This is a genomic window from Rhodococcus sp. OK519 (assembly GCF_003051005.1).
In the GTDB taxonomy this organism is placed as follows: domain Bacteria; phylum Actinomycetota; class Actinomycetes; order Mycobacteriales; family Mycobacteriaceae; genus Prescottella.
This window is the reverse complement of the sequence record NZ_QAOW01000004.1, coordinates 291,207-305,072: the sequence shown is the minus strand read 5'-3', so window position 1 is coordinate 305,072 and position 13,866 is coordinate 291,207. Positions and strand designations below refer to the sequence as shown.

General features: G+C 68.0%; 15 protein-coding genes. 11 read left to right on the top strand and 4 right to left on the bottom strand.

The genetic code is table 11. The features are described 5' to 3' along the window. Positions 1–218: 218 nt before the first annotated feature. The 8 genes from C8K36_RS13770 to C8K36_RS13735 are packed head-to-tail and all read left to right on the top strand — an operon-like array spanning position 219 to position 7,061. On the top strand, positions 219–845 hold the full coding sequence (locus C8K36_RS13770) for a helix-turn-helix transcriptional regulator (RefSeq protein WP_420910885.1): 627 nt from the start codon (positions 219–221) through the stop codon (positions 843–845). Positions 846–904: 59 nt separating this feature from the next. Next, positions 905–2,350 (top strand): Fe-S cluster assembly protein SufB, encoded by a 1,446-nt coding sequence (gene sufB, locus C8K36_RS13765; RefSeq protein WP_107985050.1) that lies wholly within the window; start codon positions 905–907, stop codon positions 2,348–2,350. A 23-nt stretch (positions 2,351–2,373) separates the two neighbouring features. Continuing rightward, positions 2,374–3,573, top strand: a complete 1,200-nt coding sequence (sufD, locus tag C8K36_RS13760; protein WP_107985199.1) for a Fe-S cluster assembly protein SufD — start codon at positions 2,374–2,376, stop codon at positions 3,571–3,573. A 51-nt stretch (positions 3,574–3,624) separates the two neighbouring features. Then, positions 3,625–4,398: a Fe-S cluster assembly ATPase SufC gene (sufC, locus tag C8K36_RS13755; RefSeq protein ID WP_107985049.1), complete on the top strand. Its 774-nt coding sequence runs from the start codon at positions 3,625–3,627 to the stop codon at positions 4,396–4,398. A 6-nt stretch (positions 4,399–4,404) separates the two neighbouring features. Continuing rightward, positions 4,405–5,667, top strand: coding sequence for a cysteine desulfurase (locus tag C8K36_RS13750; protein ID WP_107985048.1), 1,263 nt, complete (start codon positions 4,405–4,407; stop codon positions 5,665–5,667). A gap of 2 nt (positions 5,668–5,669) precedes the next feature. Continuing rightward, on the top strand, positions 5,670–6,158 hold the full coding sequence (sufU, locus tag C8K36_RS13745; RefSeq protein WP_107985047.1) for a Fe-S cluster assembly sulfur transfer protein SufU: 489 nt from the start codon (positions 5,670–5,672) through the stop codon (positions 6,156–6,158). Next, entirely contained in the window at positions 6,155–6,562 is a 408-nt protein-coding gene (locus tag C8K36_RS13740) for a metal-sulfur cluster assembly factor (protein ID WP_107985046.1), read from the top strand. Before sufU ends, C8K36_RS13740 begins: the two co-directional genes overlap by 4 nt. A 7-nt stretch (positions 6,563–6,569) precedes the next feature. After that, positions 6,570–7,061 (top strand): DUF1990 domain-containing protein, encoded by a 492-nt coding sequence (locus C8K36_RS13735; RefSeq protein WP_107985045.1) that lies wholly within the window; start codon positions 6,570–6,572, stop codon positions 7,059–7,061. A 22-nt stretch (positions 7,062–7,083) separates the two neighbouring features. Here the strand turns inward: C8K36_RS13735 and C8K36_RS13730 are convergent, their stop codons facing one another. Beyond that, a complete protein-coding gene (locus C8K36_RS13730) occupies positions 7,084–7,920 on the bottom strand; it encodes a Ku protein (RefSeq protein WP_107985044.1) in 837 nt (278 codons plus the stop codon). A gap of 196 nt (positions 7,921–8,116) precedes the next feature. Between C8K36_RS13730 and C8K36_RS13725 the strand changes: the two genes are divergently transcribed. Then, entirely contained in the window at positions 8,117–9,112 is a 996-nt protein-coding gene (locus C8K36_RS13725; protein ID WP_420910884.1) for an alkaline phosphatase family protein, read from the top strand. Position 9,113: 1 nt separating this feature from the next. Here C8K36_RS13725 and C8K36_RS13720 read toward each other — a convergent pair whose 3' ends face one another. Together C8K36_RS13720 and C8K36_RS13715 are read right to left on the bottom strand one after the other, a co-directional pair. Further along, positions 9,114–10,232: a lycopene cyclase family protein gene (locus C8K36_RS13720; protein WP_107985042.1), complete on the bottom strand. Its 1,119-nt coding sequence runs from the start codon at positions 10,230–10,232 to the stop codon at positions 9,114–9,116. Next, positions 10,229–10,999: an SDR family oxidoreductase gene (locus C8K36_RS13715; protein ID WP_107985041.1), complete on the bottom strand. Its 771-nt coding sequence runs from the start codon at positions 10,997–10,999 to the stop codon at positions 10,229–10,231. The genes C8K36_RS13720 and C8K36_RS13715 overlap by 4 nt, the downstream gene beginning before the upstream one ends. A 163-nt stretch (positions 11,000–11,162) precedes the next feature. Here C8K36_RS13715 and C8K36_RS13710 point away from each other — a divergent pair, with 163 nt between their 5' ends. Together C8K36_RS13710 and C8K36_RS13705 are read left to right on the top strand one after the other, a co-directional pair. Beyond that, positions 11,163–12,794 (top strand): ABC-F family ATP-binding cassette domain-containing protein, encoded by a 1,632-nt coding sequence (locus C8K36_RS13710; protein WP_107985040.1) that lies wholly within the window; start codon positions 11,163–11,165, stop codon positions 12,792–12,794. Positions 12,795–12,898: 104 nt separating this feature from the next. Beyond that, a complete protein-coding gene (locus C8K36_RS13705; RefSeq protein ID WP_107985039.1) occupies positions 12,899–13,120 on the top strand; it encodes a helix-turn-helix domain-containing protein in 222 nt (73 codons plus the stop codon). A 66-nt stretch (positions 13,121–13,186) separates the two neighbouring features. Here C8K36_RS13705 and C8K36_RS13700 read toward each other — a convergent pair whose 3' ends face one another. After that, positions 13,187–13,756: a TetR/AcrR family transcriptional regulator gene (locus tag C8K36_RS13700; RefSeq protein ID WP_107985038.1), complete on the bottom strand. Its 570-nt coding sequence runs from the start codon at positions 13,754–13,756 to the stop codon at positions 13,187–13,189. Positions 13,757–13,866 lie beyond the last annotated feature (110 nt).

Sequence of the window (13,866 nt, the reverse complement as noted above, 5' to 3'; positions counted from 1 at the left end):
CGCCGCGGTTGTGTCTGCGGGTGGGGCGCAGGCTGTGTCCCACATCACGCAGGTAACCCTTCGTGGACCGAAGCGCTTAATTCCGTCACACTGGTGTTGTGAAATCGGAAGCGGCTCGACGTTCCAGTGGGGAAAGTGCAGGTCACGCGCCTGTTCAATTCTCTGCTGCTTCGACGGGGTCCACCGCCGGTGCGCACGAGGGACATACCCGCGCCGCGGTGGTGCGGTTGCTCGTCGAGGAGGGGCCGATTTCGGCCACCGATATCGGCGGGCGGCTTGGACTCGGCGCGGCGGGGGTTCGACGCCACCTCGATGTGCTCATCGAGGCCGGCGAGGCGCAGGAGGCCAGCGCGGCCAGCCGCCGGCAGCGTGGCCGTGGTCGGCCCGCGAAACTCTTCCAGATCACTGCGGCCGGCCGGGGAAAGCTCGGCCACACGTACGACGACCTTGCGGGGGCCGCGATGCGGCAGCTGCGGGAGATCGGTGGCGACGCGGCCATCGAGGCCTTCGCCCGGCGTCGGGTGCAGTCCATCGTCGGCGAGGTCGCCCCGGTGGCAGAGGACAAGCCGGAGGAAGTGGAGTCCACCGCGGAGGAGATCGCGGAGGCGTTCACCTCAGCCGGTTTCGCCGCGTCGATCCGCCCCGTCGGCAACGGCGTTCAGATCTGCCAGCATCACTGCCCGATCTCGCACGTGGCGGAGGAGTTCCCCGAACTCTGCGAGGCGGAGCGGGCCGCGTTCGCGGAAATTCTCGGCACTCACGTCCAGCGGTTGGCGACCATCGCGAACGGCGACTGCGCCTGCACTACCCACGTTCCGCTCGCATTACCCCGAAAGACCTCATAGATGTACTCCCCGGTGGACAGCTCACACCGGTACGTAACAAGACTCCGGAAGGAGCTCGCATGACCGTCACACCAGACCAGGTGACACCCGCGGCGCCGCTCACGCAGGAAGAAGCGATCGCGTCGCTGGGCCACTACGGCTACGGCTGGTCGGACTCCGACGTCGCCGGTGCCAGCGCGCAACGAGGGCTGTCCGAGGCTGTCGTGCGGGACATCTCCTCGAAGAAGAACGAGCCCGAGTGGATGCTCGACATCCGGCTCAAGGCGCTCAAGACCTTCGACAAGAAGCCGATGCCGCATTGGGGTTCCAACCTCGACGGTATCCACTTCGACAACATCAAGTACTTCGTGCGCTCGAGCGAGAAGCAGGCCGAGAGCTGGGAGGACCTGCCCGAGGACATCAAGAACACCTACGACAAGTTGGGGATCCCCGAGGCGGAAAAGCAGCGCCTCGTCGCCGGTGTCGCGGCGCAGTACGAGTCCGAGGTCGTCTACCACTCGATCCGTGAGGATCTCGAGGCGCAGGGCGTGATCTTCCTCGACACCGACACCGGTCTGCGCGAGCACCCGGAGATCTTCCAGGAGTACTTCGGCTCGGTCATCCCGGCCGGCGACAACAAGTTCTCCGCGCTCAACACCGCCGTCTGGTCCGGTGGCTCCTTCATCTACGTCCCGCCGGGTGTGAAGGTCGACATCCCGCTGCAGGCGTACTTCCGGATCAACACCGAGAACATGGGTCAGTTCGAGCGGACGCTGATCATCGTGGACGAGGGCGCCTCGGTGCACTACGTCGAGGGCTGCACCGCTCCGATCTACAAGTCCGATTCGCTGCACTCCGCGGTCGTCGAGATCATCGTCAAGAAGGGCGGCCACTGCCGCTACACGACGATCCAGAACTGGTCGAACAACGTCTACAACCTGGTGACCAAGCGCACCAAGGTCGAGGCGGGCGGCTCGATGGAGTGGATCGACGGCAACATCGGCTCCAAGGTCACGATGAAGTACCCGGCCGTGTGGATGATGGGCGAGCATGCCCGCGGCGAGGTCCTCTCCGTGGCCTTCGCCGGTGAGGGTCAGCACCAGGACACCGGCGCGAAGATGCTGCACCTGGCACCTCACACCTCCTCGACCATCGTGTCGAAGTCGGTGGCCCGCGGTGGCGGTCGCGCGTCGTACCGCGGCCTGGTCCAGGTCAACAAGGGTGCGCACGGGTCGAAGGCGACCGTCAAGTGTGACGCGCTGCTGGTCGACCAGATCAGCCGCTCCGACACGTACCCGTACGTCGACGTCCGCGAGGACGACGTGACGATGGGCCACGAGGCGACGGTGTCGAAGGTCAGCGACGACCAGTTGTTCTACCTCATGAGCCGCGGTCTGACCGAGGACGAGGCCATGGCCATGGTGGTGCGTGGGTTCGTCGAGCCCATCGCCAAGGAGTTGCCGATGGAATACGCCCTCGAGCTCAACCGCCTGATCGAACTGCAGATGGAAGGGGCGGTGGGCTAGTGACGAGCGAAGCGACGAGGGAAATGACGCCGAGCACCCCCGTGACGGGAGTACAGGGCGCGGCGGCCGGCGAGAATGTCGCCCCCGCAACCAACAAGGGCGAGGTCTTCACCTCGTTCGACGTGAATGCATTCGAGGTCCCCGCGGGCCGCGACGAGGCGTGGCGTTTCACGCCGCTGCGCCGCCTGCGCGGACTGCACGACGGCACGGCCGCCGCCGGGCCGTTGGGCTCCGCGAAGATCGAGATCACCGGCGGCGAGGCCTCCGTCGAGACCGTCGGTCGCGATGACGCGCGTCTCGGACAGGGCGGCGTCCCGTTCGATCGTGTTGCCGCGCAGGCGTACTCGTCGTTCGAGACCGCCACTGTCGTGACCGTCGGTCGCGAGACCGAGGTTGCGGAGCCGATCAACATCGTCGTCACCGGCCCCGGTGAGGGCGAGGTCGCGTTCGGTCACCTGCAGATCCGGCTCGAGGAGTTCGCCAAGGCGACGATCGTGCTCGATCAGAAGGGCAGCGGAACCTATGCGGAGAACGTCGAGTTCGTGCTCGGCGACGGTTCCTCACTGACCGTGGTCGCTGTGCAGGACTGGGCCGACGACGCCGTCCACGCCGCGGCACACCACGCGCTGGTCGGGCGCGACGCGGTGCTGCGGCACACGTCGGTGAGCCTCGGTGGCGATCTGGTTCGCATCACCCCGACGGTCAAGTACGCCGGCCCCGGTGGCGACGCCGAGTTGCTCGGCCTGTACTTCGCCGACGCCGGTCAGCACTTCGAGCAGCGTCTGCTCGTCGACCATTCGCAGCCGCACTGCAAGTCCAACGTCGTGTACAAGGGTGCGCTGCAAGGTGATCCGACCTCGGGTAAGCCGGATGCACACACCGTGTGGATCGGCGACGTGCTGATCCGGGCGGCGGCCGAGGGCACCGACACCTTCGAGCTCAACCGCAACCTGGTGCTCACCGACGGCGCTCGCGCCGACTCGGTGCCGAACCTGGAGATCGAGACCGGCGAGATCGTCGGTGCCGGGCACGCCAGCGCCACGGGACGTTTCGACGACGAGCAGCTCTTCTACCTGCGCGCCCGGGGCATTCCCGAGGAGCAGGCGATGCGGCTGGTCGTGCGTGGCTTCTTCCACGAGATCATCAACCGCATCGCGGTCACCGAGGTGCGCGAGCGTCTCCAGGCCGCGGTCGAGGCCGAACTGGCCGCGGTCGGCGCCTGATCCGGTTCGCCACCTTCCCGATATTTCGCCGATACCCGTATAGGAAATCGAATGTCTACGCTTGAAATTCGCGACCTGCACGTCAACGTCGCAAACTCGGACGAGAACGCCGAGCCGATCAACATCCTCAAGGGTGTGAACCTGACCGTCCGCTCGGGCGAGACGCACGCCATCATGGGCCCCAACGGTTCCGGCAAGTCCACCCTGTCGTACGCGATCGCCGGTCACCCCAAGTACGTGGTGACCTCCGGTTCCATCACCCTCGACGGCGAGAACGTGCTCGAGATGAGCGTCGACGAGCGCGCCCGCGCCGGGCTCTTCCTGGCTATGCAGTACCCGGTCGAGGTGCCCGGCGTCTCGATGTCGAACTTCCTGCGCACCGCGGCCACCTCGGTCCGTGGCGAGGCCCCCAAGCTTCGCCATTGGGTCAAGGAGGTCAAGGAGGCGATGAGCGAGCTCGAGATCGATCCGACCTTCGGCGAGCGCAGCGTGAACGAGGGCTTCTCGGGTGGTGAGAAGAAGCGCCACGAGATCCTGCAGCTGGGCGTGCTCAAGCCGAAGATCGCGATCCTCGACGAGACCGACTCCGGTCTCGACGTCGACGCGTTGCGCGTGGTGTCCGAGGGCGTCAACCGTTACAAGGAGCGCGAGGACGGCGGGATCCTGCTGATCACGCACTACACCCGCATTCTCCGCTACATCGGGCCGGAGTTCGTGCACGTGTTCGTCAACGGCCAGATCGTCGAGTCCGGCGGCGCCGAGCTCGCCGACGAGCTCGAGGCCAACGGCTACGTGCGCTTCACCCAGGCTGCGGCCGGAGCGTAGTCGACGATGACCACGACGGCGGCTGCGCTGGACGTCACCAGGATCCGGGAGGACTTCCCGATCCTGGGGCGGACCGTGCGCGATGGAAAGCCCTTGGTGTACCTGGATTCGGGTGCCACCTCGCAGCGTCCGGTGCAGGTGCTCGACGCGGAGCGGGAATTCCTGACGACGTGCAACGCCGCGGTGCACCGCGGCGCGCATCAGCTGGCCGAGGAGGCCACCGACGCGTACGAGGGTGCGCGCGCCGCGATCGCATCGTTCGTCGGTGCCGATCCGGACGAGTTGGTGTTCACCAAGAACGCGACCGAGTCGCTCAACCTGGTGGCGTACGTGTTCGGCGACGACCGGTTCGACAAGGTCGTCGGTCCCGGTGACGAGATCGTCGTCACGGAACTCGAGCATCACGCGAATCTCGTTCCGTGGCAGGAGCTTGCGCGTCGAACCGGAGCAACGTTGCGCTGGTACGGCATCACCGACGACGGTCGCATCGACCTGGACTCGCTCCAACTGACCGACAAGGTCAAGGTTGTCGCGTTCACGCACCAGTCGAACGTGACGGGTGCGATCTCGCCGGTCGCCGAACTGGTTCGCCGCGCGCGGGCTGTCGGCGCGGTCACGGTGCTCGACGCGTGCCAGTCGGTGCCGCACATCGCCGTCGACTTCCATGCGCTCGACGTCGATTTCGCGGCGTTCTCCGGGCACAAGATGCTCGGCCCGTCCGGTGTCGGCGTGCTCTACGGTCGCCGTGCACTCCTGACGTCGATGCCGCCGTTCATCACGGGCGGCTCGATGATCGAAACCGTCACGATGGAGGGCAGTACGTACGCCCCGCCGCCGCAGCGGTTCGAGGCCGGCGTTCCGATGACCTCGCAGGTCGTCGGGCTCGGGGCGGCCGTCGAGTATCTCGAGGACATCGGGATGGATGCGATCGCGGCGCACGAGCACCAGCTCGTCACCAAGGCGCTCGAGGGTCTCGCCGGAATCGACGGCGTGCGGATCGTCGGTCCTACCGACGGTGTCGACCGCGGTTCGGCCGTGTCCTTCCTCGTCGACGGGATCCACGCCCACGATCTCGGGCAGGTCCTCGACGACGACGGCGTCGCCGTCCGCGTCGGACATCACTGCGCGTGGCCGATGCACCAGCGGTTCGGTATCGCCGCGACCGCCCGAGCGTCGTTCGCGCTGTACAACACCCTCGACGAGGTCGACGCACTCATCGCCGGTATCCGGCGGGCACAGGATTTCTTCGGCGTGAGCGGAGGGAACTGAGCATGCGTATGGAGCAGATGTACCAGGAAGTGATCCTGGACCACTACAAGCATCCGCACGGGCGCGGTCTGCGCGACCCGTTCGGGGCCGAGGTACACCACGTCAACCCGACGTGCGGCGACGAGATCACGCTGCGTGCGCACCTCACCGACGGCGAGGACGGTCGTCCGGTCGTCTCCGACATTTCCTACGACGGCCAGGGCTGTTCGATCAGCCAGGCGTCGACGTCGGTGCTGTTCGACCAGGTCGTCGGGATGCCGCTCGACGAGGCGCTGCGCACCGTCGACGCGTTCAACGAGATGGTGGCCAGTCGCGGCACTGTCGAGGGCGACGAGGACGTGCTGGGCGACGGCATCGCGTTCAGTGGGGTGTCGAAGTACCCGGCGCGCGTGAAGTGCGCGCTGCTGGGATGGATGGCTTTCAAGGACGCCGTTGTTCGAATAGTCGACGACGAGAACGACCTGGCTCGAACCGGAGGACAGACATCATGACGGACACGCAGGCCGAGCAGGCCCAGCCCGAGAACCCGGAGCAGGAGACGGCCACCGCCGAGTACGGCGCGAACCTCACCCCGGAGCGCCTCGACGAGCTCGAGGAGGCGATGCGTGACGTCGTCGACCCCGAGCTCGGTATCAACGTCGTCGACCTCGGTCTGGTCTACGACTTCAAGGAGATCGACGACAACGGCGTCGCTGTCGTGCAGCTCGACATGACGCTGACGTCGGCTGCCTGCCCGCTGACCGATGTGATCGAGGAGCAGTCGAAGCGGGCCCTGGTGAACAGCGGCCTGTGCGACGAGCTGCGGATGAACTGGGTCTGGTTGCCGCCGTGGGGGCCGGACAAGATCACCGAAGACGGTCGCGAGCAGCTGCGCGCCCTCGGGTTCACGGTCTAGCCTGTCCATCCGGGATCTGACCTATCGGGAGGTCGGTGCCACCGCCGGAGAGCTGCCGGCGGGGTATCGGCACTTCCGGAAATCGATACACATCGGACGCGGTGAGGACACGTTCCTCGCCGCGTCCGACGCGTTGATGCGGTGGGACGTGCACCGGCGCGCGGGATTGCGGGTAGAGGCCGCCACGCCCACCGCGCAGCCCGGCACCGATGTGCTGCTCCGCTGGTGCGGGTTCTCGATCCCGTGTCGCGTTGTCCATGCGATCGACGAGCCCGATCGCCGCGGCTTCGCCTACGGCACTCTCACCGGGCACCCGGAGACGGGGGAGGAGCTGTTCTGTGTGTCGCGGCTACCGGACGGGCCGGTCGTCGCGACCGTCACCGCGTTCTCCCGGCCGGGCCGATGGTTCACGCGCGTGGGCGGTCCGATCGGACGTTCCGTGCAGCGGTACATGACCCGGCGCTATCTGCGGGCGCTCGCCGGCGAGTGGGCGCGATAGCCGCCCGTCGACGGGGCAGCCGTCACGCACGCTTGCGGCCGGCGGCCTTCTTCTTCGCCGGCGCGGGTTTGACGTCCTCGCCCGCCGCCTCGAGGCTGCGCTGCAGCGCAGCAACCAGGTCCACCACTTCGGCGTCCTCGCCGCCCTCGGTGCGTTCGGCGGCGGGGATCACCTTCTTTCCGCCGCTCGCGATCGCGTCGTCGAGCAGCTGCCGAAGCTGGATCTGGTAATCGTCGGTGAACTCCGTGGGATCGAAGTCCTCGGCCATGCTCTCGACGAGCGTGCCCGCCATCTTCAGTTCCTTGGCCTTCGGTTCCTCCGCGTCGTCGAGCGACGGGAATTCGGCGGCCCGCACCTCGTCCGGCCACAGCAGCGTCTGGATCACCAGCACGCGGTTGCGTTCGCGCAGCGCGGCGAGTCTGGTCTTCTGGCGCAGCGTGAAGTGCACGAGTGCGGTGCGATCGGCCTTTTCCAGTGTCTTCGCCAGCAGGACGTACGCCTTCGGCGTGGCCGAGTCCGGTTCGAGGTAGTAGCTCTTCTCGAACAGAATCGGGTCGATCTGCTCGGTCGGCACGAACTGCAGCACCGGGATCTCGTGCATCTCGGCCGCCGGCAGCTTCTCGAAGTCCTCGTCGGTGAGGATGACGCGGTCACCCTCCTCGGAGTCGTACGCCTTGTCGATGTCCGCGAACTGCACCGTCTGACCGCACTCGCTGCACGTGCGGTTGTACTTGATCCGACCGCCGTCCTTGGCGTGCACCTGGTGGAAGCGGATGTCGTGGTCCTCCGTCGCGGAATACACCTTGACCGGCACGTTGACCAGCCCGAACGCGATGGAGCCCTTCCAGATGGATCGCATGCACCCCACTATCGCCCAGAACGGGACGCCGCGGGTGGTGCGCGGCGGAGATCATCACCATCTCGAGACATTTCGGCGACGTCCGAACGACCGTCCGGCTACCGTGCGGCATCTCCGGCGAACGACCGGCGAACGCTGAAACAACAGTTGCGACAAAGGGGAGACAATTGGTCTAGTCCGATCCAGGCTGATGCTCGTGACCCACACAATCACCTCCCCCAAGACCCTGTCCCTCCTCCTCGTCGCAGGCACGCTCGCCGCCGGTGTCGCCTCGGCGACGGCCGGAACCGCCGCCGCCGCACCCGCACCGGTCACCAAGACCGTCGTGATCGGCCTCGACGGCACGATGCTCGACCACGTGAAGTCCGCGAACACTCCCAACCTGCACCGTCTCGTCGCCGAGGGCACCAGTGGCCAATCGTCGATCCTCGGCCACCCGACGATCTCCGGGCCGTCGTGGTCGACGATTCTCACCGGTGTCTGGCACACCAAGCACGGTGTGGTCGACAACTCGTACAACGGCGCCCGCTACGACCTGTACCCGACCGCGTTCACCCGCATCGAGCAGGTCAAGCCGGAACTGCGCACCGCGTCGATCGCGACGTGGGGCGGCATCGCGACCATCTCGAACTCCGGCACACCGAAGGCCGACGTCGTCGTCTCGACGCCGGGCGCCGGCAGTGACGCTGCGACGGACACGGCGACCGCCACAGCAGTCGCCGCCGAGATCGCCACCAACGGTCCAGATTTCGTGTTCACCCAGCTCGATCAGGTGGACGGCGCCGGCCATTCGTCGGGGACTGCCGGATCGGAGTACGTGCCGGCGCTCGAGCGAGTCGACGCCGAGGTGGGCCGGATCGTCGACGCCGTCGACGCTCGTTCGAGGGCGACAGGCGAGAAGTGGACGATTCTCGTCACCTCCGACCACGGTCACAAGGTGACGGGCGGACACGGCGGCCAGAGCGCCGAGGAGGCAACGACGTTCGTCATCGCGCGCGGTGCCGGCTACCAGGCGGGCGCCACCGACGACGACGTCACCATCGCCGACATCACGCCCACCGTGCTCGACAACCTCGGGATCGCCCAGCCCGTCGACCTGGACGGTTCGCCGCTGCCGAAGTCGGCAGCGCCCGCCACCGGATCGCTCGGATGGCTGCCGTCGTGGATCCCGACGGGTTCGCTCGGCTCTTGAGTCACGACCGCCGGATGCCGGCCTCGGCCAGCGTCCGGCGGATCGGCGGCGGCACGGTCCGGAACAGCGTCCACATCGTGGTGGCCGTCCCGGACAGGTCGTCACGTCCCGACAGGTAGGCGCGCTGACGCTCGACGGGCAGCGCGAAGAATGCATCGAAGAACACGGCGGTGTTCGCCGGATCGAGACGCAAGAGTGCGGCCAATCCGACCTCGCGCAACGACAGGACTGCGCGGGCCCGCCACGGCCACAAAGCTTTTCCGACGTCGTGACCGGCGACGAGCGCGGCCACGACGTCGTCGACCGCCGACAGCGACGCCGCGACGCTGTACCCGGTGCCCGGGTGGATCAGCCCCGCCCGGGCGCCGAACGCGGCCACGTCGGACGTGTGGCGCGGCGCCTCGACAGGGAACCGGACCCGCTCCACCTCGAGATTGGCGGGCGGCTCGACGCCGCGGTTGCGCAGGCGGGTGTCGAGCCGTCGGCGCAGTTCGCCCTGCGTCAGCCCCGGCCGTCCGGCGAGGCACGTCTCCTCGAGGAGCATCGCGTCGTCGCTCAGCGGAACGGCGTACAGGAACGACGGCGGATCGGTCTGCGACGTGCCGTTGTCGCGCCGCCAGTCCATGAACCAGCAGTCGGCGTCGCCGAGCGCGGGCGCCGCCGCCGACGTCGGCAGCACGATCCCGAATGCCGTCTGCTCGGCGAGCGCCGGATCCGGGCGCAGTCCGCGGGCGTCGATCACCCGGTGCGCGCGGATCTCGGTGCCGTCGCGCAGCACGACAGTCTCGGCGGTGACGGTGTCCGCGAGCCCACGGACCAGGCGGACGTCCGCGACGTCGAGCGCGCGGTGCAGGGCGGTGTTGTCGAGCACCCCGTACGCCCGATCGAGCAGGTGGGTGCGCGTTCCGAAGGCCTGCGGGTGCGGCACCCGAGAGCGCAGCACACCGGATCCGAGCCAGCGCGGTAGCTCGTCCACCCAGGCCGCGTAGGTGGGGGACCAGGGCCGGTCCGGATGCGGGTCGACAGCCACGACGCTCAGCCCCCTGCCGGCCGCGCGGTGAGCGAGGGCGCGCCCGGCGGGGCCCAGCCCGACGACCGCGAGATCGACCGTCCCGGTCAGAGCGCGCCCGTCGCGAGCAGGCCGCCGTCGACGCGCACCGTCTCACCGGTGATCCAGGCGGCCTCGTCGGACACCAGAAAGCCGACCAGGCCCGCGACGTCCTCGGGAGTGCCGAGCCGCTTCATAGGGTAGATCGACGACGCCTGATCCTCGCCGGCTGCGACGAGCGCGGCCGCGAACTTCGTCTTCACGACGCCTGGGGCGACCGCGTTGACCCGGATGTTCGGGCCGAGTTGCCACGCGAGTTCCTCGGTGAGCCGGATGAGCGCGGCCTTCGAGGCGCCGTATGCGGCGATGACGCCGGTCGAGCGGATACCGGCGACACTCGCGAGGTTCACGACCGCCCCGCCGTGCTCGCCCATCCAGGCCCGGTACGCCTCCTGCACGTAGCCGAGTGCGGCGACGACGTTGACGTCGAAGATCTTGCGGATCGCGTCCAGGTCTGCGTCCATCAGCGCCCCGTACACCGGGTTGATGCCGGTGTTGTTGATCAGGATGTCGAGGGAGCCGAGTTCGGACACGGTCCGGGCGACGGCGTCGTGGCGGGCCGCCGCATCCCCGGAATTGCCGGCGATCGCGAGCACCTTGCCTGCGTGCCCGAGCACCCGCAACTCGTTCGCCGCCTCCTCCAACGGTTCGGGCTTGCGGGCCGTGACGACCACGTTGGCCCCGCGGGACAGGAGCTCGGCGGCGATCGCCTTGCCGATGCCACGGCTCGCGCCGGTGACCAGAGCGTTTCGTCCCTGCAGATCGTTCGCACGTGTCATGGAGCCGAACGTTAGCGGACTCACTCGACCGGGGTGTGGCGGCTACGCGGACTCACGGTAAAATCGGTGGTTCTTGTGCTTATCCACGGGCACGATGACGCCTGAGGCTCGTGCGCACCACGCCCGGGGCCGTTCCACTGTTTGTCCACTCGAGGAGTTTTGCTTGATTACCGCCACCGACCTCGAAGTTCGTGCCGGTGTGCGGACCCTGCTGTCTGCTCCGGGTCCGGCGCTGCGTGTCCAGGCCGGTGACCGGATCGGTCTGGTCGGACGCAACGGCGCCGGCAAGACCACCACGCTGCGCATTCTCGCGGGCGAGGGCGAGCCCTACGCGGGCGCGGTGATCCGCAGCGGTGAGCTCGGCTACCTGCCGCAGGACCCCAAGGAGGGCAACCTCGACGTCCTCGCCAAGGACCGTGTCCTCTCGGCGCGCGGGCTGGACGAGATCCTGCGCAGCATGGAGAAGCAGCAGAACATCATGGCCGAGGCCGTCGACGACGCCGTCCGCGACAAGGCCGTGCGCAAGTACGGTTCGCTCGAGGACCGGTTCTCCGCGCTCGGTGGCTACGTCGCCGAGTCCGAGGCCGCGCGGATCTGCAACAGCCTCGGGCTGGCGGATCGCATCCTGGAGCAGCCGCTGCGCACGCTCTCCGGCGGTCAGCGTCGCCGTGTCGAGCTGGCTCGCATCCTGTTCGCCGCGTCCGACGGCTCCGGTGGCAAGTCGAACACGACGCTGCTGCTCGACGAGCCCACCAACCACCTCGACGCAGACTCCATCACGTGGCTGCGTGGGTTCCTGCAGAGCCACGACGGCGGCCTGATCGTGATCAGTCACGACGTCGACCTGCTCAACGACGTCGTGAACCGGGTGTGGTTCCTCGACGCCGTCCGCGGCGAGGCCGACATCTACAACATGGGCTGGAAGAAGTACCTGGACGCCCGCGCCACCGACGAGCAGCGCCGCCGCCGTGAGCGCGCGAACGCCGAGAAGAAGGCGGGCGCGCTGCGCGTGCAGGCCGCCAAGCTCGGTGCCAAGGCCACCAAGGCGACGGCCGCGCAGAACATGGCCAAGCGGGCCGACAAGATGATGGCCGCGCTCGACGAGGTCCGGGTGGACGACAAGGTGGCGCACATCCGCTTCCCGGAGCCGGCCGCGTGCGGCAAGACCCCGCTGATGGCCGAGAACCTCACCAAGATGTACGGGTCCCTGGAGATCTTCGCCGGCGTGGATCTGGCGATCGACCGCGGCAGCCGGGTGGTCGTGCTCGGGCTCAACGGCGCCGGCAAGACGACGCTGCTGCGCATCCTGGCGGGCACCGAGACGCCCAACGCGGGCGAGCTCGTCCCCGGTCACGGTCTCAAGATCGGGTACTTCGCGCAGGAGCACGACACCCTCGACGACGACGCGAGCGTGTGGGAGAACATCCGGCACGCCGCGCCGGACACGGGGGAGCAGGAACTGCGCTCTCTGCTCGGTGCTTTCATGTTCACCGGCCCGCAGCTCGAGCAGCCGGCCGGAACGCTGTCCGGTGGTGAGAAGACGCGTCTGGCGCTGGCCGGTCTGGTGTCGTCGGCGGCGAACGTGCTGCTGCTCGACGAGCCCACCAACAACCTCGACCCCATCTCGCGTGAGCAGGTGCTCGACGCGCTGCGCAGCTACAAAGGCGCAGTCGTCCTCGTCACGCACGACCCGGGCGCCGCCGAGGCACTCAACCCCGAGCGCGTCATCCTGCTGCCCGACGGCCAGGAGGATCACTGGTCGCAGGAGTATCTCGAGCTCATCCAGCTCGCCTGATTCGTCCCGTCTCCGCTGGCTGAGCGAGTTTTCGGTTTGTTGATCACGCGTCGATCGGTGATCTAGCCTGGAACCGAGGCTCGCTCAGCTGACCGGAGGTCGTCATGGCGGAGAGCACGGGAATCTCGCGGGGAGCCCGCATCACCGGGGAATCGCGTGACAAGCTCCGCGATGACCTCAAGACGCAGTACGAGGCCGGTGCGAGCATCCGCACGCTCGCCAATCAGACCGGCCGCTCCTACGGGTTCATCCACAACGTGCTCGTCGAGGCCGACGTGACACTGCGGCGTCGGGGCGGGCCGAATCGGCGCAAGAAGTCGGGGTGACGCCCGCCGTGGGGTGCATCGGGCAGTGTCTGCCGCCGACAAGCACCCTCGGCAGTGGGGAACGCGTCAGGCTTCCCTGCGTCGCACCGATTCCTCGACGAGATCGAGGACGGCCGAGAGATTCGCGGCGCCGTGCCCGGACGCGATGCGGGCGATGAGACCGTCGAGCACCAGGTCGAGGTAGTCGAGCAGGACATCGGTGGGCAGGTCGTCGCGCAGGCGTCCGGCGGACTTCTGACGTTCGAGACGACGCACGGTGGCCTCGGTGAGTTCGGCGCTGCGCTGGGTCCAGTCCCGCGCGAACTCGGGATCGGTGCGCAGCCGTCGGGCGATCTCGAGGCGGGTGCCGAGCCAGTCGAACTGCTCGGGCGAGGCGAGCATGTCCCGCATCACCTGCACGAGGCCACCCTCGGCGACCACGTCGGCCATGCGTTTCGCGTCCTCGTGAGCCAGGGCGAGGAACAGGCCGTCCTTGTCCTTGAAGTGGTGGAAGATCGCACCGCGCGAGAGCCCGGTGGTCTCCTCCAGGCGGCGCACAGTGGCGCCGTCGTAGCCGTACTGCGCGAAGCACTGGCGGGCGCCGTCGAGAATCTGGCTCCGCCGCGCCGCGAGGTGGTCTTCACTGACCTTGGGCACAGCCGACTTCCTTTCGTACGAAACTGCAACGGCGGGCCCGAGACTGACGTCCCGAGCCCGCCGTCAACGCGCTGAGTGATCTGCGGGAACCGAGATCACACGATCAGGTG